Raw genomic sequence first — 21,248 nt, 5'->3', positions numbered from 1 at the left:
CTCCCCCTTGGTCTGCCTCGACCGCTTCTCAGCCCCCTAAGCTCAAAGCGGGATGCAGTATCCCTGAACCACGGCCTTTTACCTGTGCTTCGACTATCTTGCTATGACTGCTGAGGGGCGGAGTCACGGGCAAAATCGGCTGCGTGTGATTTTGCGCCTATGCCTGTGGCTGTGATGCAACAATCTGGCAATGCTTGCCGTTGTGCCATGCTATGCCTAGACGATCAGCCTGTTCCTTCGCAAAGGCCGCCCGCGCCACATGATTCTATCCCGTTACGAACGCATGATCGCCAAACGCTACCTGTTGCCGGGGAAGGGGGAGGGCTTCATCTTCCTCGTCGCCGGGATCAGCCTGGTCGCCGTCATGCTTGGTGTCGCTGCGCTCATCATCGTCATGAGCGTCATGAACGGCTTTCGCGCCGAACTGTTCGACAAGATTGTCGGCCTCAACGGTCATGCCGTGGTGCAAGGCTATGGCGGCCGCCTGCCTGACTGGCGAGCCGTTCTGGCAGAAGCCAAGGCGACACCGGGCGTCACCAGCGCGACGCCGATGATCGAACAGCCCTTGCTGGCTACCTTCAACGGACGGGCGGAAGCCGTGTTGGTGCGGGGCATGACCGTGGCCGACATCCGCGCCAACAAGACGCTGAAGGGCAAGGTGATCGCTGGCAGCCTGGACAGCCTGACGCCCAATAGCGGCAAGATCGGCATCGGATCGCGCCTGGCCGAAAATATGGGGATTCAGCTGGGCGACAGTCTGACCGTGATCAACCCGGCGGGCCGCTCCACCCCGTTCGGCACGGTGCCGCGGCAGGTCGCCTATCAGGTCGCCGCCATTTTCGAGGTCGGCATCTATGATTATGACAAGGCCTTCATCGTCATGCCGATGGAGGATGCGCAGACCTTGCTCCTGCTGGGCGATGTCGTTGGCATGATCGAGGTTGAAACGGTCAATCCCGACAAGGTCGGCCAGATATTGGAACCGCTGGCAGGTAAGGTTGCAGGCCGCGCCGTCATCACCGACTGGCGGCAGATGAACGCATCGCTGTTCGAGGCGCTGGCCGTCGAGCGGGTGGCGATGTTCGTCGTGCTGTCGATCATCGTGCTGGTCGCAGTGTTCAATATCTTGTCCTCGCTGATCATGCTGGTGCGCGCCAAGACGCGCGACATCGCGATTTTGCGCACAATGGGGGCGAGCCGGGCCGGGTTGGTGCGCATATTCATGACGGTGGGCGTCACCATCGGCACGCTGGGCATGGTGGCGGGGCTGATCCTTGGCTTTACCTTCCTTTTCTTCCGCCAGAATGTCGTCAACGCGATCCAGTTCGTGACAGGACAAAATCTCTGGGATCCCTCGATCCGCTTCCTGACCGAATTGCCCTCGCAAGCCGATCCGGTGGAGATCGCCACGATCTGTATCATGGCCTTGCTGTTCAGCTTCCTCGCGACGCTCTATCCGGCCTTTAAGGCCGCCAATACCGATCCTGTACAGGTTCTCCGCTATGAATGACATTTTGAAAGTCGTAGGGCTAACACGCAGCTTTACCCAGGGTGGAGAGACGATCCATGTCCTGCGCGGTGTCGACCTCACAGTAGGGCCGGGTGAGATTGTCGCGCTGCTGGGGCCATCGGGCTCCGGCAAATCCACCCTGCTCCAGGCGGTTGGCCTGCTGGAGGGCGGCTTTGACGGGTCGATCCGCATTGATGGCGAAGAAGCAGCGAAGCTCGATAATGACGGCCGCACCCGGTTGCGCCGCGACGCATTGGGCTTCGTTTATCAGTTCCACCATCTGTTGCCCGATTTCAACGCGACCGAAAATGTCATCCTGCCCCAGGTCATCCGCGATACCGAGATGGAGGCCGCACGCACGCGCGCGGAATCCTTGCTGACGTCGCTGGGCCTTGGCCATCGGCTGGACCACCGACCCAGCCAATTGTCAGGCGGCGAGCAACAGCGCGTCGCCGTCGCCCGTGCGCTCGCCAACCGGCCTGCGCTGGTGCTGGCCGACGAACCGACTGGCAATCTGGATGAGCGGACCGCCGACATCGTCTTGGCTGAATTTCTGCGACTGGTGCGTGAGGAGGGATCGGCAGCTTTGGTCGCGACCCATAATGAACGGCTTGCCGCCCGGATGGATCGCGTTGTCCGGCTGCACGAAGGGGTCTTGCAGTAAGGCAGCCCAATCTTACCCACAGACTTTTCTTCCGCAGGGCTGGTCACCAAGCTGGCCTTCTGGATAGAGTGCCCTATGCCCCACGCCGCTTTCGTTCCGCTTCGCATATTCTCCTCCTACACCATGCTGGAAGGGGCGATCGATCCCAAGAAGATCGCCAAGCAGGCGCGGGCGCTCGGCTTCCCCGCCGCCGCCATCACGGATCGCAACGGCCTTTATGGCTCCATGGCCTTTTCCGACGCATGCAAGAGCGAGGGCGTCCAGCCGCTGATCGGCGCGATGCTGGGCGTGTTGCGGCCGGGTCGTCCCGCTAATGCGTCGCCGGTCCATGATTGGCTGGCGCTCTATGCGCAGGATGAGACGGGCTATGACAATCTGTGCGCGCTGGTCTCCATGGCGCATCTCGACCGGCCGCTGGAGGAAGTGCCGCATGTCGACCTGAACGCGCTGGAGGGGCGGACGGACGGCCTGATCGCGCTGACCGCGGGCGGCGAAGGCGCACTGGCCCGCCTGTTCGCAGAGGATCAGCCCGAAGCCGCGCTTGCCTATGCGGAGCGGCTGGAAACACTCTTTCCCGACCGTCTCTATATCGAAATCTGTCGTCGGCTGGATCCCATAGAGGGAAAGGCGGAGCCTGACCTGCTGGATCTGGCCTATGACCGCAACCTGCCGCTGGTAGCAACCAACCCGACCTGCTTTACCGAACCGCATTTCCATGCCGCGCACGACGTCATGCTCTGCATCGCCGACAGCGCCTATGTCGACATGCCCGACCGGCGGACCAGTTCGCCCGACGCCTGGATGAAGCCGGCCGCTGAAATGCGCCGCCTGTTCGACGATCTGCCTGAGGCGCTGGCCAACACGCTGGTCATCGCCCAGCGCTGCGCCGTCGCCGCGCCCAAGCGCAAGCCGATCCTGCCCAGCCTGGCCGGTGATATCGAGGGCGAGGCGCGGATGCTGCGCGATCTGGCCAGTGCTGGCCTTGACGCCCGGCTTGCGAAGCTCGGCATCATCGACGATGCCGCACGCCAGCCCTATCTCGACCGGCTGAAGTTCGAAACCGACATCATCATCCAGATGGGATTCCCCGGCTATTTCCTGATCGTTGCCGACTTTATCAAATGGGCCAAGGATCATGACATTCCGGTGGGGCCGGGACGTGGTTCGGGCGCAGGGTCGGTCGTTGCCTGGGCGCTGCTGATCACCGATCTTGATCCACTGCAACTTGGCCTGCTGTTCGAACGCTTCCTGAACCCAGAACGTGTGTCGATGCCCGACTTCGACATCGATTTCTGCGAAACGCGGCGCGGTGAAGTCATCCGCTACGTCCAGCAGAAATATGGCGTCGATCATGTCGCGCAGATCATCACCTTCGGAAAGCTCAAGGCCCGCGCGGTCCTCAAGGATACCGGGCGCGTGCTTCAGATGAGCTATGGTCAGGTCGACCGGCTTGCCAAGCTGGTGCCCAACCATCCGACAGACCCCTGGACGCTGGAACGTTCGCTCAACGGCGTGGCGGAGTTTCGCGCGGAATATGACAATGATGGCCAGGTCAAACGGCTGATCGACTATGCGATGAAGCTGGAGGGCTTTCCGCGCCATAGCTCCACCCATGCCGCGGGCGTGGTGATCGGCGACCGGCCGTTGCAGCAGTTGGTGCCGCTCTACCGTGATCCACGATCCGACATGCCAGTCACCCAGTTCGACATGAAATATGTCGAGGGGGCCGGCCTTGTGAAGTTCGACTTTCTGGGCCTCAAGACCCTGTCGGTGCTGCAAAAGGCGGTGCAGTTGCTGGCGGCACGCGGCGTTACGGTGGAGCTTGATACGCTCAGCTGGGATGACAGCGCCGTTTATGATCTGCTCCAGCGCGGCGACACGGTGGGCGTGTTCCAGCTGGAATCGGAAGGAATGCGCAAGACGCTGGCCGCCGTGCGTCCGACCAATTTCGGTGACATCATCGCGCTCGTGTCGCTCTATCGGCCCGGTCCGATGGACAATATACCCATGTTCGGGCGCCGCAAGAACGGGCAGGAGGAGATTGAATATCCCCATATCTTGCTGAAACCGATCCTCGAAGAGACCTATGGCATCTTCGTCTATCAGGAACAGGTGATGCAGGCCGCGCAGATATTGGCCGGTTACAGTCTGGGCGACGCAGACTTGCTGCGTCGCGCGATGGGCAAGAAGGTGAAGGCGGAGATGGACGCGCAGCGTTCGCGCTTCGTCGAGGGCTGCGCCGCCAGCGACATCAAGCCGGCCAAGGCGAACGAACTGTTCGATTTGATCGACAAATTCGCGGGCTATGGCTTCAACAAGTCGCACGCTGCCGCCTATGCCTTGCTTGCCTATCAGACGGCGTGGCTGAAGGCGCATTATCCGGCGGAATTTTATGCCGGGTCGATGGCGTTCGATATTCATCTGACCGACAAGCTGACCATATTCGTGGACGATATGCGGCGCATTGGGCTGACCTGTCTGCCGCCTGACATTAACCGCAGTCAGGCGGACTTTTCGGTCGAGCCGATCGCGTATGAGGGCGATGATCCCCGGCTGGGCTATGCCGTGCGCTATGCGCTGGGTGGCCTGAAGGGTGTGGGCGAGAAGGCGATGGACCAGCTGGTTGCGGAACGCGACGCTGGCGGTCCGTTCAAGAGCCTGGACGATATTGCCGATCGGATCGAACCGCGATTGCTCAACCGGCGGCAGTTGGAAAGCCTGGCGGCGGCGGGGGCATTTGACGCGATTCATGCCGACCGGGCTGGCGTCCATGCGGCGGCGGAAACGATATTGAGCGTCGCGTCGAGCGCGGCGCAGGCGCGTGAAAGCGGGCAGGGCGGGCTGTTCGGCGATGTCGAAACGCCCCATGCCGATGTTCGCATCCCGCCGCATCAGGCCTGGTCGGTGGCTGATCGCATGGCGCAGGAGAAGGAGGCGTTCGGCTTTTATTTTTCCGCCCATCCTGTCGATCGTTTCCGCCATCTGGCCGATGCCCGCGGTGCCAAAAGCTATGGCGCAATCTGCGCCGAGCCATTGGCGGGGGAGGCGCGCGCTACAGGCGTCATGGCGGCGATGGTCGAGGATGTGCGCTGGCGCGAGACCAAGCGGGGGGCGCGTTATGCCAATGCGACCTTCTCTGACAGTAGTGGCCAGTTTCAGGCCAGCTGTTTCGAGGAGGATGCCTGCAAGGCGATCGAGGAACTGGCGCGCGATGGCGATTGCGCGCTGCTATATGTCGAGCTGGATCGTTTGCCGGGTGAGGAAACGCCGCGCGTGACAGTGCGCAAGATCGAGCCATTCAAGCTGATCGCCAGCGCGTCGCGCATGGAACTGGTGGTGGATACGACCGATCCGGTAGCGGTCGAGGCTCTGGCGGCGCTGATGGCGCAGAGCCGGGGTGGGCGGAGCGAATTGTTCCTGCGAACATCGGCCGGGAACGGGCAGGCGGTGCGCCTGTTTCTGGGCGATGATTTTCTGCTGGGTGCGGATCAGGTCGACGCCATGTCGGTGATCCCCAATCTGACGATCCACCGCTTCGAGCGGATGGAGCCGACCCAGGACGGCTACCGGACCCGCAACCGGCGGGCGGGAATGCGACTGGTCGGCTGAGCATCACAGCAGCCGCATCTGCGCGCCTTCGGGCGGGCGGAACAGATCGGTGCGCAGGGTCAGACGTTCGGTCCCCAGCCCGGCGCGCTTGCGGGCCTTGACGAAGCGGGTGCGGATGAGATCGGCCCATACGCCTTGCCCCCGCATTCGGCTGCCGAAATTGGGGTCATTGTCCCGCCCGCCCCGCAATTCGCGAATGATCGTCATGACCCGCGTCGCGCGATCGGGATAATGGGCGTCGAGCCAGGCGCGGAACAAAGGCGCGACTTCATGGGGCAGGCGAACGGGAATATAGGTGACTTCGCGCGCGCCCGCTGCGGCGACGCGGGCGACGATCGTCTCTATCTCATGATCGGTGATAGCCGGGATGATCGGCGATAGGCTGGCATACACCGGCACGCCGGCCTCCGCCAGTTGCCGGATTGCCTCCACCCGGCGCAGCGGATGGGGGGCGCGCGGTTCGAGCGTGCGGGCGACCGCCGGGTCGAGCGTCGTCACCGATATGGCGACCGACACGAGCCTGTCGCGCGCCATGGCGGCGAGCAGATCGATATCGCGCAGGATGCGGTCGGACTTGGTCGTGATGAATATGGGGTGGCGGCATTCCGCCAGTAATTCCAGGATCGATCGAGTGATCCGCCAATCCTTTTCGATCGGTTGATAGGGATCGGTATTGGTGCCCAAAGCGATGGGCATGACGGTGTAATTTTTCTTCGACAGTTCGGCGCGGAGCAAGTCTGCCGCGTCCGGCTTGGCGAATAGCCGGGTTTCAAAATCCAGTCCCGGCGACAGGTCATGATAGGCGTGGGTCGGGCGCGCGAAGCAATAGATGCAGCCATGCTCGCAGCCGACAAATCCGTTAATGGATTGGGTAAATGGGACATCAGGCGATTGATTTCGCGTGATAATCGTCTTTGATTTCAGGATGCCGACAGTTGTGTGCGGCTTCGGCTGTAGCCCGTCTACGCATTGCTGTTGATCTAGCCATTCGCCATCGACTTCGCGCTCGGGCAGATTGAAGCGTCTACTCGCTGCGTTTTCGGTGGCACCTCGGCCAGTGGACTTTACCATGCCAACACCATTGCGTCGCTTGGCGGCTCCGATAAGCTGTCAACATGTCGCCGATCCTCGCACTTCTCATTGCAACCGCCGCTCCTCACACCGGAGCCAACATAACTTATAAGAACGTGGCTTACGGACCGAGCCAGCTGATGATCTGCGATTGGTTCTCCAACTTCGAGAACAGCCGGTTCGATCGTTGCCGGACCGAAAACGGCAGGTTCGTTACCATCGAGGATGGAGCCTCCATCGAATGTCTTGGCAAAAGCTGTGAGCAGCTTGACGCGCAAGCTAGGCGAGTGGCCAACTGGAAAAAGGCTGAACCGGTGTGGGGCGAATTTAGTGTCCGGCTCTATGGTCGGGTAAGTGCTCAGCAGCGAGCAAAGCGATACCTTGGCGATGGCACGCGGACGGTTCTGATCGAAAAACTCGTCAGCGTCAGAAAGCGTTAACGCCGCTTCCGAATGGCACGTAACAGTGTCGTGCTGGTCACATCCGCGATAGGCATTGATCGACTGGTCAAAGCCAATATCGGGCGATTTGTTGCGGGTGATGATCGTGCGGGGATGTTCGATCGTGACCTGCGTTCGGGTCCGGGTGAAGGGCCCGTCTATATCCTCCACCGCATCGAGCCAGTCGCCATCGGTTTCACGTTGGGGCAGGGAAAAACGCGCACTTTGCGTGTTGAATGCTGCGCCTCTTCCTTTCTCCATTCCCATGACCGAACGAGAACATAAAAGGAACAAAATGTCAATCGGAAGTTCGTAAAGTCAGCCCATATACCATATGGCAAGTCCGGGTCAGCGCTCGGTCAGGCGGGGCATCAGTTCGACAAAGTTGCAGGGGCGAAAGCGGCTGTCGAGTTGGGTTACCAATATCCCGTCCCATGCATCGCGCACCGCGCCGGTCGAACCGGGGAGCGCGAAAATATAGGTGCCGCGCGCGACGCAGGCGGTGGCGCGGGACTGGATCGTGGAGGTGCCGATCGTCTGGTAACTGAGCCAGCGGAACAGTTCGCCAAAGCCCGGAATTTCCTTGTCCTGTACCTGGGCCAGTGCTTCGGGCGTGACATCGCGCCCGGTGACGCCGGTGCCGCCGGTGGTCAGGATGACGTCTATGTCGGGATCATCGATCCAGGCGTGAAGTCTGGCGACAATGGCGGACTTATCGTCCCGCTCGATATAGCGGGCGGCCAAGACATGCCCCGCGCCTTCCAGCCGTTCGACCAGCGTGTCGCCGGAGCGGTCGTCCGCCGCGCTGCGGGTGTCGGATATGGTCAACACGGCGATGCGGACGGGGATGAAGTCCCGGCTTTCGTCAATCGGCATCAGTCGGACCCGCCACCCATCGACGCGGCCGGACGGGTGCGGCCATCGGCATGGCTCAGGCGAACAAGTTTCACGCCCTTGGCATTGGGGAAGGTCGGCCACATGCCCTGCGCCATCCCGGTCAGGCAATCGGCGGTACCCTTGGCCTGAATCTGGTACATCCAATAGTTGCGCATGACGATGTTCACATAGGCGCGGGTTTCATAATAGGGCAGCGATTCCATGAACAGCAGTGGATCGCCCTTGTCATTGACCTGCGAGTTCCAGCGTTCCACCGGCAGCGGCCCGGCATTATAGGCGGCCATCACCTTGGGCAGCAGTCCGCCCGTCGCGCTCATGTCGCGCAACGCTTCCAGATAGCGCTGGCCAAATTCCATGTTGGTCGACGGGACGAACAGTTGCGCGGCGGAAGAAAGGCCCATGTCGCTGCCCGTGCCGGGGCGTACCTGCATGAGACCGCGCGCGCCAGCGCTGCTGACGACGTCGGACCGGAAGCCCGATTCCTGCAATGTGTGCGCGTAGATCAGCGAGGGATCGACGCGCCAGCCGCCATCGGGGCGCCAGTCGGGCGCGGGGAAACGGGCAAAGCTGGCCGGTTGCTTGCCCGCCGGGCCATTATGGGCGAGCCACAATTGGGTCGCGGGCAGATTGAGCGCGTTGGCGAGGCGGAGCAGCGCATCATATTGGCCAGTGCCGCCAATCTTTGCCTGAAAGCGCAGCAATTCATCGGCGCGGGCGGTGTCGCCGATCGCGGCGAGCGCAATGGCCGCGCGGGCGTTGGGGCTGTCCTTCAGCGCCAGCCATTCGGCCTGACCGATGCGAGTTGCGACCGGCGGGGCGCCCAGCGGCATCCCCAATGATTCGCGCGCCAGCAGGCCGTAGAAGGTTTCATCCGACCGGGCGGCGAGTTTCAGATAGTTCGCGACCTTTTCCGCTTCGCCGCAGACCATATAGGCGCGCGACGCCCAATAGGCACCGGCCGCGCGCATATCGTCATTGGTCGCGAAGGCCGCGACATTGGCAAAGGCCGGGGCAGCGGCGCGGCAATCATTCTGACGCCATGCGGCAAGGCCGGCGGTCCAGTGCGCCTGCACCGTCCAGTCGCCCCCGGTGCGGGTTTCGAGCGCGCGGGCGGCCATGCGGCGGGCATTGGCATCGTCATTTTCGATATAATAGGCCCAGGCGACGCGCTGGCGCACTTCCGTCAGCCCTTCCGGCGTCAGACCCGCTTCGCCGGTGGTCAGCAGCGCTTCGGCACCGGCCGGATCGTCGACCTTGATGAAGGACTGTATCTGGCCGGAAAGCGCAACCGCCAGCGCGTCCGTCTTGGTCGACACCACATATTCGCGGCGGGGCGCGGAACCCAGCCACACCATTTTCTGCACCTGTGGCAGGGTGGGCAGGATGGTTGCGCCGCGCTTTTCGGCGAGGCGGGAAAGCTGTTCGGCCTTGGGCAGCCAGGCCGCCTTGTTGATAAGGTCCAGCAGGTCGAACAGTTCGACCCGTGGCGATCCCTTCGCCAGATAGAGTTCGGACAGGGCGAGCGGGCGGACGGCGTCCTGCGCATCGAGCGCGTTGATCAGCGTCCGGGCTTCGTTCCACTGCTGCGCCTGCAACGCTGTAAAGATGGCGCGGTAGCTGGCTTTGGCGCCATCGCCAATCTGGAGCGGGGAGGCGGGCGTGACGGCGATCGCGGGCGAGATCTGGGCAGTTTCGGCGCGGGCGGGCAGCGTTGCAGCGAGGCCCAGCGCGATCAGGGCAAGGCTGGATATTTGGGTCGCGGCACGAATCACGGGTGAACTTCCTCGATCAGGCTTTGCAGGGCGCGCCAACATTGCGCTTTCGCCGCAGGCTGGGTCAGCAGCAGGCGGGGATGAAATGTGGCGATGGCAGGCACAATGCCGCCTTCATGGTTAAAGTCGCGTAAACCATCCGGGGCCGCGGCGGCATCCGTCGGAAGCAGCGCACGGATCGTCCGATCGCCCAGCAACAGCAGGCGGCGGGGGCGGGCGAGGGCGACATGGGCGCGCATCCGGTCGGCCACGGCGGCAAGATCGGCCGCCTCCACCATGCCGCCGGGCGGGCGGGCGGTGAAGAGCGAGGCGAGATGGATGGTGGAGCGGTCCAGCCCGATCGCGCGCAGCATCGCGTCGAACAACATGCCCGCGCGATCGGCCAGCAACTGACCCGCCGCCATGTCCGCCGGATCGGGCAGGTCGGTCACGACCATCAGCGGGGCGGCTTCGCCCCCCGTCGGCAAAATGGGCGCGCCGGGCCAGCGTCGTTCGGGCTGGGCCGGATCATTTGCCAGCCAATCACGGAACGAATCGAGGCTTTGGGGTTTCTGTTCAAGAGGCGCAGACGCAGGAACCGCGCGAATCGCGCCCTTCGCATCGGGCGCGGTGACGGGACGCAGCCAGTTAACCGGCGATTCGCCGACTGCGCCATCCACGCCCGCGAGCGTCCACCACGCCATATAGGCGTTAGCTGCCGCCGCTTCATCCTGCAATAAACCCCGCATCAAGAACATCTTGGGCCAGAGGTTGACGAGGGGGTCAAGATTCTTCATCGCCTTGGGTGGTAAAGTGTTGGAGTAATAAGGCGACCGGATGGACGGGGTGCAGCCCGCCGGTGGCTCAATGGAGGGTTTATGAGCGAACGGGAATCGATGCCCTATGATGTGGTCATCGTCGGTGGGGGACCGGCGGGGCTGTCAGCCGCGATCCGGCTGAAGCAACTGGCCAATGACGCGGGGCAGGAACTGGGCGTATGCGTGCTGGAAAAGGGGTCGGAAATCGGCGCCCATATCCTGTCGGGCGCGGTAATCGACCCCAGGGCGCTGGACGAATTGCTGCCGCAATGGCGCGAGATGGGCTGTTCGCTTGCTGAAACGCCGGTCACCGACAATCAGCACTGGTTCCTGACCAAGACCGGCAAGATGGCGATGCCGCACATCATGACGCCGGGGTGGATGCACAACAAGGGCACCTATACCGGGTCGTTGGGCAATCTGTGCCGCTGGCTGGCGGAGCAGGCCGAAGGTCTGGGCGTCGAGATTTTCCCCGGCTTTGCCGCGGCCGAGATCCTCTACCATGAGGATGGCAGCGTAAAGGGCGTGGCCACAGGCGACATGGGTGTTGACCGGGAAGGCAATCATAAGGGCGACTATCAGCCCGGTCTGGAACTGCACGCGAAATATACCTTCTTTGCCGAAGGCGCGCGCGGGCACCTGACCAAGATATTGAAGCGGCAATTCGCGCTGGACGCGGAATGCGAGCCGCAGGTCTATGGCATCGGCATGAAGGAATTGTGGGATATTGATCCCGCCATGCATCAGCCGGGCCTGGTGATCCATTCGCAGGGCTGGCCACTGACCGACGCTTATGGCGGTGGCTTCCTCTATCATCAGGCCAATGGCCAGGTGGCGTTGGGCTTCGTGGTCGGGCTGGGCTACCGCAACCCGCACCTCTACCCGTTCGAGGAGTTCCAGCGCTGGAAGCAGCACCCGGAAATCCGCAAATATCTGGAAGGCGGACGGCGCGTTTCCTATGGCGCGCGGGCGATCAACGAAGGCGGCTGGCAGTCGGTCCCCAAGCTGGTATTCCCCGGCGGTGCGCTGATCGGTTGTTCGGCGGGCTTTGTGAACGTGCCACGCATCAAGGGCACGCACACAGCGATGAAATCGGGCATGCTGGCGGCCGAGGCGGCCTTTGCCGCAGTGCAGAGCCAGCGCGGCAGCGACGTTCTGACCGACTATGAGGATGTGCTGCGCTCCAGCTGGATCGCGGACGAGCTGAAGCTGGTCAAGAATGCCGAGCCGCTGCTGAGCAAATTTGGCGGCACGATCGGCACGATGCTGGCGGGCATCGACATGTGGATGCGGACGCTCAAGATCGGCCTGCCCTTCACGATGAAGCATAAGCCGGACAATGAGAAAATCTGGCCCAAGGACGCCTGCGCCAAGATCGACTATCCCAAGCCCGACGGCGTGATCAGCTTCGATCGCCTGTCTTCGGTGTTCCTGAGCAACACCAATCATGAAGAGGACCAGCCGGTTCATTTGCAGCTGAAGGACCCTGCGATCCCCATCAGCTACAATCTGCCCCTTTATGACGAGCCGGCGCAGCGTTATTGTCCCGCAGGCGTATATGAAGTGGTTGGCCAGGAAGAGGGCAATCCCCGGTTCCAGATCAACGCGCAGAATTGCGTGCATTGCAAGACGTGCGACATCAAAGACCCGACCCAGAACATCAACTGGGTCGTCCCCGAAGGTGGTGGAGGACCAAACTATCCCAATATGTAAGCGCCTGATCCCGTTCCTGATGCTGACGATTCCGGTGGCTGCACCCGCCGGAGCCTCGGTTGATCCGCAAGCTGCGCTGCACGCCTATGCGCGCGCGCGGCTGGCGGACGGGGATGGGGCGATGGCGCTGGCGGTGGACAATTACCGCACGGCCCTGACGCTCGACCCGGACAGCGTGGATGTGGCGCGCCGGTCCTATGTCCAGGCGCTGGAGAGCGGCGACCGGGCGCTGGCGCTGCGGTCCGCCGCGTTGCTGGAGGCGCAGGGCGCGTTGCCGCGTGATGGCACGCTGCTGCTGATCGGCGAGGCGCTAGGGCGCAAGGACTGGGCAGGCGCGCGGACGCTGACGGCGCGGATGGCGGAGGAAGGCAATTTCTCCTTCCTTGCCCCCATCATCACCAGCTGGATCACGCTGGGCGAGGGCCATTATGTCGCGCCGGTCGTCGCGGGTCAGGACCGTTTTGCGGCGCTGGCGCAGCGTTATATCGATGAACATGTGGCCTTGCAGGCGCTGGATCGCGGCGATGTAGCGGCAGCGGTGCCCGCGATCAGGCGTGCGATTGCGCTGCGTGGCGGCGAAAGCACGGCGTTGCGCCTGACGTTGGCGGCGCAACTGGCGGCGCGCGGGGCGAAGGCGGAGGCGCTGATGCTGGTCCCGGCGGGCGAGGCGACGTTCGCGCGCGCGCGGGCCGATCTGACGCGCGGCAAGGTGAAGGCGGCGGCGGTCACGCCGGTTCAGGGTTATGCGCGTTTGCTGTCGCGGCTGGCATCCGACATCGCGTCGGACAATAGCGGCATGGCGCTGAGCGTCCGGCTGGCGCGGATCGCGACCTTTGCCGATCCGGGCGGGACGGAGGTGCAGCTGGTCGCCGCGCGCCTGTTGAGCGCGGGCGGGCTGGCGCAGGGCGGCGTGGCGGAGGCGCGCAAGATCCCGGTCGATGGCTGGTATGGCGCGCTGGGTCAGGCAGAACTGGTCGATGCGCTGGCAGCGGCGGGCGACAGGCAGGCGGCGCTGGGACTGGCGCGATCGCTGGCCGCGGAACCGGGCGCGGGCAGCGAACGGCAGGTTCGGTTGGGTCGGTTGTTGGCCGACATGAATGATTTTGACGGTGCGGCAGCGGCGTTCCGAGCAGCGCAGGCAGACTATGGTGACGGGCAAGTGCCCTGGGCGCTGTTGCTGTTCGAAGGGAGCGCGCTGGAACAGGGCGAACGCTGGGATGAAGCGCGCGTCGTGCTGGAGCGGGCCATGGCGCTGGCCCCCAACGAACCTGTGGTGCTCAATTATCTGGGCTATGCGCAGATCGAGCGGCGGCAGAATGTCGCGGAGGCACTGGACCTTATCAAGAAGGCGAGCGCGCTGAAGCCGCAGGATGCCTCTATTGCCGATTCTCTCGGCTGGGCGCGTTATGTGACGGGCGATGTTGCTGGCGCGGTTCCGGTGCTGGAGCGGGCGGCGGCGGGCGCGCCGGCGGATGCGACGATCAACGAGCATCTGGGCGATGCGCTGTGGAGTGCGGGACGGCGGTATGAGGCGCGCTATGCCTGGTCGGCGGCCTCCCTCTTTGCGCAAGGGGACGGCGCGGAGCGGATCGCGGCCAAGGTGGAGCAGGGATTGAAGCCAGAATATGCCGCACCCTGATCTGGACGCGGGCCTGATGATCGAGACCGCCTATGCCAAGGTGAATGTCGCGCTGCATGTGCGGGCGCGGCAGGACGATGGCTATCATGCGCTGGAAAGCCTGTTCGCCTTTGCCGAACATGGCGACCGGCTGAGCGCCGTGGCGAGCGATGACGGGGCGATCGACCTGATCATCGATGGACCATTTGGCGGCGCGCTGGAGGCGGGGCCGGACAATCTGGTCATCAAGGCGGCGCGCGCGTTGCAGGCCTATCTGGGGGATCAGCGCGGCGCGGCGATCCGCCTGACCAAGATTTTGCCGGTGGCGTCGGGCATTGGCGGCGGTTCGGCGGATGCGGCGGCAACGCTGCGTCTGCTGGCGCGATTGTGGGACGTGCGTATTGAGGCTGAGGAACTGGCAGGGCTGGCGCTCGATCTGGGATCGGACGTGCCCGCCTGCGTCGCCAGCGTGACGCAGATGGTGACAGGACGCGGCGAACGGCTGCGGCCGCACCCCGTTGAGGGGCTGGACGGCATGGCGATGCTGCTGGTCAATCCGGGGGTCGGCGTATCGACGGCGCAGGTGTTCAGCGGTTGGGACCGGGTGGATCGCGGACCGCTGGATGCCACGAGCCTGGAAACATTGGTGGCGCAGGGGCGCAATGACCTGGAGGCGCCGGCGATTGCCGCCGCGCCTGTGATTGCGCAATTGCTCGGCGCGCTGGAGGGGCATGACGGGCTGGTGCTGGCACGCATGTCCGGGTCTGGCGCGACCTGCTTTGCGCTGTTCGACAGCGATGCGGCGATGGCCGACGCGGCCATGGCGGTGCAGGCCGCGCACCGCGACTGGTGGATCATGGAAACGCGGATCAGAACGGCATGAGCGAGGCATTCACGCAGATTGACGGCGGCGGGCTGGACGTTCTGATCATCGCCGATCATGCGTCGGCGCGGGTGCCCGATGACATCGACCTGGGCATCGATCCGGCGTTGCTGGACAATCATATCGCGATCGACATCGGCGTGGCGGAGGTCAGCGCGCTGCTGGTGGCGCAACTGGGCTGCACCGCGATATTGGGCGGAGCGTCGCGGCTGGTGATCGACCTTAATCGCGAACCGGACGCGCCGGGCCTGTTGCCGGTGATGAGCGACGGCCATGCCATCCCCGGCAATCGCGACGCGGATCTGGCCCAGCGCATGATGCGGTTCCACCATCCCTATCATCATCAGGTCGAACGGCTGCTGGAGGGGATGACCGCGCCGTTCATCCTGTCGCTGCACAGCTTCACGCCCCATCTGGCCAGCGATCCGGGACAGAAGCGCCCGTGGGAGATTGGCATATTATATAATGCGGACGATCGCGCAGCGCGGATCGCAATCCCCATGCTGGAGGCGGCCGGGCTGATCGTTGGCGACCAGTTGCCCTATTCGGGCCAGCAATTGAACGCGACGATGAACCGCCATGCGGAGGCCAATGACATTCCCTATCTGGGGATCGAGATGCGGCAGGATATGGTGCGTGACGCGGCGGGGCAGCGGCGTTTTGCCGATTTGATCGGCCCGGTGGTGCTGGCGTGCAGGAGCGCACTGACATGAGGATTTTGATCGCCGGATGCCTGTTGCTGGTGGCCTGTGGCGGGGAGCCAGGCAAGCCGGGCAATGAGGCAGGGCCACAGCAGGCGACGGCTACGCCGGTCGATGACGGCAAGGCCGATTGTGCGATCGGCGCGGACGCTGGCTGGGCACGCGATTGCCAGATCGAACGGACAGGCGAGATATTGACGATCCGTCATCCCGATGGCGGTTTCCGCCGCTTCCGCGTGTTGGCGGACGGTCGCGGGCTGGAAGCGGCGGATGGCGCGGAGATGGCGCGGTTGCAGATCGTCGATACCGGACTGGTCGAAATCCGTATCGGCGGCGACCGCTATCGCCTGCCGGTGAAGGTCGCCGGATCGGCGCCGTGAACGCCGGAACGCCGATCCTGACCGCAGAGCAGATGCACAGCGCGGAACAGGCTTTGTTCGATGCTGGCGTCGATGATTATGGCTTGATGGAAGAGGCTGGCGCGGCGGCGGCGGCGATTATCTGGCGCGCGGGCGGACTGCGCGACACGCTGGTCCTGTGCGGGCCGGGCAATAATGGCGGCGACGGCTTCGTCATCGCCCGGCTGCTGCGCGCGCGGGGCGTTGCGGTACGGGTCGCCGTGCTGGGGGAAAGCGGCACGCCATCCAGTCGCCGGGCGCAGGCGGGATGGGATGGGCCGGTCGAGCAACTCGCGACCGCTGCCCCGGCCACGCAACTGGTCGACGCGCTGTTCGGCACCGGGCTGTCGCGCGGGCTTGATCCGGCCGTGGCAGCGCGGCTGTGCGACCTGAGCGCGTCGGCCAGTCACAGCTATGCGATCGACCTGCCCAGCGGCGTCGATAGCGACAGCGGCGCGCTGCTTTCCGCCGTGCCGCATTTCAGCATCTGCATAGCGCTGGGGGCATTGAAGCCCGCTCACCTGCTCTATCCGGCGGCGGGGCATGTCCGACGGCTGATCTGCGCCGACATCGGCATTCCGGCGTCGGACTTGGCGCATCAACTGATGCCGCCACGCCTGGCAGCGCCTGGCCCGGACGATCATAAATATCGGCGCGGTCTGGTGGCCGTCGTCGGCGGGACGATGGCCGGCGCTAGCATTCTGGCGGCGCAGGCAGCCGCGCGATCCGGCGCGGGCATGGTGCGACGGCTGGCAGCCGATGGCCTGCGCCACGGAGCCGACGCCATCGTCACGCAGGATGCGCAGACTGTGGATGCGCTCCATGATTCGCTGGATGATGCGCGGCTGGCGGCCGTGCTGGTCGGGCCGGGCCTGGGGCGCGACGCCATGGCGCGGGCGCGGCTGGAGGCAGTGTTGACCCATGGCCATCCGCTGGTGCTGGACGCCGACGCGCTGACGCTGATCGACGTCGAGCAGATACCCGATGGCGCGATCCTGACCCCGCATGAGGGCGAATTCGCGCGGTTGTTCGGCAATCTGCCGGGCAGCAAGATCGACCGGGCGCGGGCGGCGGCGGAGCGGAGCGGCGCGATCGTGATATATAAGGGCGCGGACAGCGTGATCGCGGCCCCGGACGGGCGCGTTGCGGTGGCGTCGGGTTCGTCGCACTGGCTGTCCACCGCCGGGACGGGCGACGTTCTGGCGGGGCTGGTCGCCGGGCGGTTGGCGGTGACGCGCGATGCTTTTCGTGCGGCGGGCGAGGCGGTGTGGCTGCATGGCGACGCTGCGCGGCGGGCGGGCGCGGCTTTTATCGCCGATGATTTGCTTGCAGCGCTGCCAGCGGCTATCGCCGCGCGATTGTGACCGACACTGATCCAGACATCATCATCCGCATCGCTGCCAAGGGCGATGGCATCACCGCCGATGGACGCCACGCCGCGCTGACGGCACCGGGCGACCGGCTGCTGACCGATGGCACGACCATCGCCGGGCCGCATCATGTGGAACCACCCTGCGTCCATTTCCCGACCTGTGGCGGCTGCGAATTGCAGCATGTCGACGAGGCGAGCCTGGCGGACTTTGTGACCGGGCGTGTGGTTGGCGCGCTGGCGGGGCAGGGCATTGTCGCGCAAACGGTGCTGCCGCCGCATCTTTCGCCACCGATGACGCGGCGGCGTGCCTCGCTGCGCGCGGTGCGGGCGGGCAAGACGGTGACGATCGGTTTTGCCGAATCCGGTAGCCATAAGCTCATCGACCTGAGCATGTGCGCGGTGCTGGACCCGCGCCTGTTTGCGCTGCTGGCGCCGCTGCGCGAACTGTTGCGGCTGATCCTGCCCGACAAGCGGGCGGCGCATGTCCGCATGTCGCTGATCGACCAGGGCGTCGACCTGTTGCTGGAAGGGGTGAAGGTCGAAGGGCTGGCGGCGGACGAGGGGCTGGGCGATTTTGCGCGGACGCTGGGCCTGGCGCGCCTGACGATCGATGAAGGCGATGGCCCGCAAACCCGCTGGGAACCCGAAGCGGCCACGGTGACATTCGGTGGCGTGCCGGTGGCGTTTCCGCCCTTTTCCTTCCTGCAAGCGACGCCCGATGGCGAAGCGGCGCTGGTGGGCGCGGTGCGTGAGGCCATGCCGGACACGGGCGCGGTGGCGGACCTGTTTTGCGGCCTTGGCACCTTCGCGCTGGCGCTGGGGGCTGCGCGCCCGGTCTATGCGGCGGAGGGCGCGCGCGATGTCGTGCTGGCGCTGAAACTGGCGGGGCAAAGGGCGCAGCGGCGGATGGTGGCGGACCATCGCGACCTGTTCCGCCGGCCATTGACGCCAGAAGAACTGAACCGCTTTGCCGCCGTGGTCATCGACCCGCCACGCGCGGGCGCGCGGGAGCAGGTCATGCAACTGGCCGCGTCCAGCGTGCCGGTAATCGCCTATGTGTCCTGCAATCCGGCGAGTTTTGCGCGCGATGCCGTGCATCTGGTGGGGGGCGGATACCGGCTGGATCAGGTCCGCCCGGTCGGCCAGTTCCGCTGGTCCACCCATGTCGAGATGGTGGGCATCTTCCGCCGATAAAAATTGTCCCTCGCCGCAAGGGGGAAGCGGCGAGGGACAGGCACCCTCTCCAAAGGGGAGCTTGAGCCTTTTAGCCCAGCTTGATGACAGTCGCGCGACGGCGGGCAGGCACAGGTTCGGCATAGAGGCTGGCCATCGGCTCGTCCGCTACTTCGACCACGGTTTCCGCCGTGAAGCCGTTGAAACCTGTACGCATGGCGCAGCCATAGGCGCCCAGCATGCCGATTTCGATATAATCGCCAGCGGCGACATCGTCAGGCAGCATGAACGGGCCGACCATATGGTCCATATCGTCGCAGGTCGGACCATAGAAGGAGAAGCCGGTCAGGGCTGCATCGCTTTCCTCGTCACGCAGCAGCGCGACCGGGAAACGCCAGCCGATATGCGCGGCATCGAACAAGGCGCCATAGGCACCGTCGTTGATGTAGAGCTCCGTACCGCGACGGCGCTCTACCCGGACGATGATGGAGCTATATTCCGCCGACAGCGCGCGGCCAGGCTCGCACCAGAGTTCCGACGAATAGCTGACCGGCAGGCTTTCGAAGCCACGGTGGATCGCGTCGAAATAATTTTCGAGCGCAACCGGCTCCATGCCCGGATAGATCGACGGGAAGCCGCCGCCGACATCGATGATGTCGACCGTGACCGCCGCGTCGACGATCGCCGCGCGGACGCGCTCGATCGCATCGCTATAGGCCTGCGGGCTCATCGCCTGGCTACCGACGTGGAAGCAGATGCCAAGCGCGTCGGCCGCCTGACGGGTGGCCATCAGCAATTCGCGGGTTTCGCCGAGTTCCGCGCCGAATTTCGACGCCAGCGACAATTCGCTATGTTCCGACGACACCCGCAGGCGGACGCACAATTCCAGATCGGTCGCGCCATTGGTCGCGCGCATGATCTTTTCCAGCTCGTCGATCGTGTCGAGCGAGAAGGTGCGTACGCCATGGACGGCATAGGCTTCGGCGATGGCTTCTTCAGCCTTGACCGGATGCATGAAGCACAGCTTCGCGTCCGGCAGCGTTTCCGCGACAAGGCGCACTTCCGCGATGGAAGCGACGTCAAAGTGCGAAATACCATTGTCCCACAACGTCCGAAGCAAATCGGGCGAGGGATTGGCCTTTACGGCATAGAGCGAGCGCCCCGGAAACTTCTCGACGAAGAATCGGGCGGCGCGGGCCGCAGCCTGCGGGCGAATCAGCGTTACCGGTGCTGCCGGTGTGAGGGTGGTCGCTACCCCCAGCGCGCTAGGATGCTTGTGCAATTCAAGGGACCTCCAGTGTCGTTCGTGGGCATAAAAAGCTGCCTTGCGGTGGAAGTCCCATGGGGCAGCGGACGGTCGCTATATGCGTAGGGGGTCCCCCTGTAAAGCGTATGTGCAAATTTTGTTGCACGCGGCTCCACGAAGCGTGCCTCAGGAGAGGCGAGCCTTGAAATCCGAATAGGAAAAAGCGCGAATTTCCGTGAGTTTGTCGGTGGTTGAATCCCAGAGCCAGATGGCAGGCAGGGGAACGCCATTGAACGTATTGGTCTTGACCATGGAATAATGGGCCTGGTCGAGGAAGGCGATCCGCGCGCCCGGCTCCGCGCCGCCGGGGACTCGATAGTCGCCGATAATGTCGCCCGCCAGGCAGGATGGCCCGCCAAGGCGCGTGACGGGTCCGTCCGATGGCTCATGCAGCATGGCGGGGCGATAGGGCGCCTCGATCACGTCGGGCATGTGGCAGGTCGCGCTAATATCGGTGATGCCGACGGCCATGCCATTGTCGATGACATCGAGGATTTCGCCCACCAGTATGCCCGCGTCGAGCGCCATCGCTTCGCCCGGTTCCAGATAGAGGGTGAGACCGGTCTGCGCCTTGATCCGTTGCAGAAAGGCGACCAGATCGTCGCGCTGATAATCGGCGCGCGTGATATGGTGGCCTCCGCCGAAATTGAGCCATTTGAGGCTGGCGATGTGCGGCAGGATATGCGGTTCGACCGCCGCCCAGGTGCGCTCCAGCGGCGCCAGATCCTGTTCGCACAGATTATGGAAATGGATGCCGTCCACGCCGGCCAGATGATCGGGCGTCAGCTGGCTGACGGGGAAGCCCAGGCGGCTGTGCGGCTGGGACGGATCATATTTTGCGACTTCGCCTTCGGGGTTTTGCGGATTGATGCGCAGCCCGATGTCGAAACTGTGTCCGGCCGCGCGGGCGGCGTCGATTTGCGGCTTGAACCGCGCAATCTGGCCGGGACTGTTGAAGATCACATGGTCGGAAATCTTGAGAATTTCGGCCAGATCGGCAGGCTTATAGGCGGCGCAATAGGTCGCGACCTCGCCCTTATATTCCTCGCGGCCAAGGCGCGCTTCATAGAGGCCGGACGCGCAGACGCCGTCGAGATATTCGCCCATGACGCTGCCGAGCGACCACATCGAAAACGCCTTGAGCGCGCCCAATATCTTGATGCCTGCGCGGTCGCGAACGTCGGCCAGGATGGCAAGGTTGCGCCGGATCGCGGCCTCATCCACCACGAAGGCGGGTGAGGGGACGCGATACAGGTCGAAATGGGCGAAGGCGGCGGGATCGCCGGCTTTGGTTTCCATAAACTCTCCGTTCGGGCTGAGCGAA

The 21,248-nt window shown here is 64.2% G+C and carries 17 protein-coding genes; 10 read left to right on the top strand and 7 right to left on the bottom strand.

The genetic code is table 11. The annotated features are described in order from the left end of the window. The first annotated feature begins 259 nt into the window (after window positions 1–259). The 3 genes from FE851_RS07180 to dnaE all read left to right on the top strand — a co-directional run bounded on the left by FE851_RS07180 (window position 260) and on the right by dnaE (window position 5,783). The gene (locus FE851_RS07180; RefSeq protein ID WP_017184475.1) at window positions 260–1,510 is read left to right on the top strand and encodes a lipoprotein-releasing ABC transporter permease subunit; all 1,251 of its coding nucleotides are present in this window, start codon (window positions 260–262) and stop codon (window positions 1,508–1,510) included. Beyond that, on the top strand, window positions 1,503–2,174 hold the full coding sequence (locus tag FE851_RS07175) for an ABC transporter ATP-binding protein (protein WP_017184474.1): 672 nt from the start codon (window positions 1,503–1,505) through the stop codon (window positions 2,172–2,174). The genes FE851_RS07180 and FE851_RS07175 overlap by 8 nt, the downstream gene beginning before the upstream one ends. A 75-nt stretch (window positions 2,175–2,249) precedes the next feature. After that, window positions 2,250–5,783 carry a DNA polymerase III subunit alpha gene (dnaE, locus tag FE851_RS07170; RefSeq protein WP_145201067.1) on the top strand — a complete coding sequence of 1,178 codons (3,534 nt, stop codon included), beginning with the start codon at window positions 2,250–2,252 and terminating at the stop codon, window positions 5,781–5,783. Between the two features lie 3 nt (window positions 5,784–5,786). Here the strand turns inward: dnaE and FE851_RS07165 are convergent, their stop codons facing one another. From FE851_RS07165 to FE851_RS07145, 5 genes are all read right to left on the bottom strand, one after another. Then, window positions 5,787–6,854, bottom strand: coding sequence for a PA0069 family radical SAM protein (locus tag FE851_RS07165; protein WP_145201063.1), 1,068 nt, complete (start codon window positions 6,852–6,854; stop codon window positions 5,787–5,789). Next, complete coding sequence (locus FE851_RS27250) at window positions 6,848–7,561, bottom strand: hypothetical protein (protein ID WP_409994478.1); 714 nt, start codon at window positions 7,559–7,561, stop codon at window positions 6,848–6,850. Before FE851_RS27250 ends, FE851_RS07165 begins: the two co-directional genes overlap by 7 nt. An 81-nt stretch (window positions 7,562–7,642) precedes the next feature. Beyond that, the gene (gene moaB, locus FE851_RS07155) at window positions 7,643–8,170 is read right to left on the bottom strand and encodes a molybdenum cofactor biosynthesis protein B (RefSeq protein WP_017184471.1); all 528 of its coding nucleotides are present in this window, start codon (window positions 8,168–8,170) and stop codon (window positions 7,643–7,645) included. Further along, entirely contained in the window at window positions 8,170–9,963 is a 1,794-nt protein-coding gene (locus tag FE851_RS07150; RefSeq protein WP_145201060.1) for a lytic transglycosylase domain-containing protein, read from the bottom strand. The genes moaB and FE851_RS07150 overlap by 1 nt, the downstream gene beginning before the upstream one ends. Further along, entirely contained in the window at window positions 9,960–10,691 is a 732-nt protein-coding gene (locus FE851_RS07145) for a uracil-DNA glycosylase family protein (RefSeq protein WP_409994477.1), read from the bottom strand. The genes FE851_RS07150 and FE851_RS07145 overlap by 4 nt, the downstream gene beginning before the upstream one ends. 129 nt (window positions 10,692–10,820) lie before the next feature. Between FE851_RS07145 and FE851_RS07140 the strand changes: the two genes are divergently transcribed. From FE851_RS07140 to FE851_RS07110, 7 genes are read left to right on the top strand one after another with little or no spacing between them, the layout of a single operon-like run. Continuing rightward, the gene (locus tag FE851_RS07140) at window positions 10,821–12,473 is read left to right on the top strand and encodes an electron transfer flavoprotein-ubiquinone oxidoreductase (RefSeq protein ID WP_145201054.1); all 1,653 of its coding nucleotides are present in this window, start codon (window positions 10,821–10,823) and stop codon (window positions 12,471–12,473) included. Window positions 12,474–12,492: 19 nt separating this feature from the next. Further along, entirely contained in the window at window positions 12,493–14,112 is a 1,620-nt protein-coding gene (locus FE851_RS07135) for a tetratricopeptide repeat protein (protein ID WP_145201051.1), read from the top strand. Next, a complete protein-coding gene (locus FE851_RS07130; protein WP_145201049.1) occupies window positions 14,099–14,974 on the top strand; it encodes a 4-(cytidine 5'-diphospho)-2-C-methyl-D-erythritol kinase in 876 nt (291 codons plus the stop codon). Before FE851_RS07135 ends, FE851_RS07130 begins: the two co-directional genes overlap by 14 nt. Further along, window positions 14,971–15,687, top strand: coding sequence for an N-formylglutamate amidohydrolase (locus FE851_RS07125; protein WP_145201046.1), 717 nt, complete (start codon window positions 14,971–14,973; stop codon window positions 15,685–15,687). Before FE851_RS07130 ends, FE851_RS07125 begins: the two co-directional genes overlap by 4 nt. Further along, on the top strand, window positions 15,684–16,055 hold the full coding sequence (locus tag FE851_RS07120) for a hypothetical protein (protein WP_145201043.1): 372 nt from the start codon (window positions 15,684–15,686) through the stop codon (window positions 16,053–16,055). The genes FE851_RS07125 and FE851_RS07120 overlap by 4 nt, the downstream gene beginning before the upstream one ends. Then, window positions 16,052–17,437 (top strand): NAD(P)H-hydrate dehydratase, encoded by a 1,386-nt coding sequence (locus FE851_RS07115; protein WP_145201041.1) that lies wholly within the window; start codon window positions 16,052–16,054, stop codon window positions 17,435–17,437. Before FE851_RS07120 ends, FE851_RS07115 begins: the two co-directional genes overlap by 4 nt. Continuing rightward, on the top strand, window positions 17,434–18,639 hold the full coding sequence (locus FE851_RS07110) for a class I SAM-dependent RNA methyltransferase (protein ID WP_145201038.1): 1,206 nt from the start codon (window positions 17,434–17,436) through the stop codon (window positions 18,637–18,639). The genes FE851_RS07115 and FE851_RS07110 overlap by 4 nt, the downstream gene beginning before the upstream one ends. Before the next feature lie 70 nt (window positions 18,640–18,709). Here the strand turns inward: FE851_RS07110 and FE851_RS07105 are convergent, their stop codons facing one another. Together FE851_RS07105 and FE851_RS07100 are read right to left on the bottom strand one after the other, a co-directional pair. Further along, complete coding sequence (locus FE851_RS07105; protein ID WP_145201035.1) at window positions 18,710–19,900, bottom strand: type III PLP-dependent enzyme; 1,191 nt, start codon at window positions 19,898–19,900, stop codon at window positions 18,710–18,712. Window positions 19,901–20,050: 150 nt separating this feature from the next. Then, a complete protein-coding gene (locus tag FE851_RS07100; protein WP_145201032.1) occupies window positions 20,051–21,223 on the bottom strand; it encodes a carboxynorspermidine decarboxylase in 1,173 nt (390 codons plus the stop codon). Window positions 21,224–21,248: the final 25 nt, after the last annotated feature.

The sequence above is a fragment of the Sphingobium sp. B2 genome, assembly GCF_007693735.1.
Lineage (GTDB): Bacteria > Pseudomonadota > Alphaproteobacteria > Sphingomonadales > Sphingomonadaceae > Sphingobium > Sphingobium xenophagum.
Note: the sequence above shows the minus strand (reverse complement) of the source record. Positions and strands in the feature narration are given on the sequence as shown.

What these genes read in the sequence shown, in the direction of transcription:
- FE851_RS07145 (WP_409994477.1), bottom strand. Translation starts at nt 10,691, where the DNA reads ATGCGGGGTTTATTGCAGGATGAAGCGGCGGCAGCTAACGCCTATATG.
- FE851_RS07120 (WP_145201043.1), top strand. Translation starts at nt 15,684, where the DNA reads ATGAGGATTTTGATCGCCGGATGCCTGTTGCTGGTGGCCTGTGGCGGG.
- FE851_RS27250 (WP_409994478.1), bottom strand. Translation starts at nt 7,561, where the DNA reads ATGGGAATGGAGAAAGGAAGAGGCGCAGCATTCAACACGCAAAGTGCG.
- FE851_RS07165 (WP_145201063.1), bottom strand. Translation starts at nt 6,854, where the DNA reads ATGGTAAAGTCCACTGGCCGAGGTGCCACCGAAAACGCAGCGAGTAGA.
- dnaE (WP_145201067.1), top strand. Translation starts at nt 2,250, where the DNA reads ATGCCCCACGCCGCTTTCGTTCCGCTTCGCATATTCTCCTCCTACACC.
- FE851_RS07175 (WP_017184474.1), top strand. Translation starts at nt 1,503, where the DNA reads ATGAATGACATTTTGAAAGTCGTAGGGCTAACACGCAGCTTTACCCAG.
- FE851_RS07100 (WP_145201032.1), bottom strand. Translation starts at nt 21,223, where the DNA reads ATGGAAACCAAAGCCGGCGATCCCGCCGCCTTCGCCCATTTCGACCTG.
- FE851_RS07130 (WP_145201049.1), top strand. Translation starts at nt 14,099, where the DNA reads ATGCCGCACCCTGATCTGGACGCGGGCCTGATGATCGAGACCGCCTAT.
- FE851_RS07135 (WP_145201051.1), top strand. Translation starts at nt 12,493, where the DNA reads ATGCTGACGATTCCGGTGGCTGCACCCGCCGGAGCCTCGGTTGATCCG.
- FE851_RS07180 (WP_017184475.1), top strand. Translation starts at nt 260, where the DNA reads ATGATTCTATCCCGTTACGAACGCATGATCGCCAAACGCTACCTGTTG.
- FE851_RS07125 (WP_145201046.1), top strand. Translation starts at nt 14,971, where the DNA reads ATGAGCGAGGCATTCACGCAGATTGACGGCGGCGGGCTGGACGTTCTG.
- FE851_RS07140 (WP_145201054.1), top strand. Translation starts at nt 10,821, where the DNA reads ATGAGCGAACGGGAATCGATGCCCTATGATGTGGTCATCGTCGGTGGG.
- moaB (WP_017184471.1), bottom strand. Translation starts at nt 8,170, where the DNA reads ATGCCGATTGACGAAAGCCGGGACTTCATCCCCGTCCGCATCGCCGTG.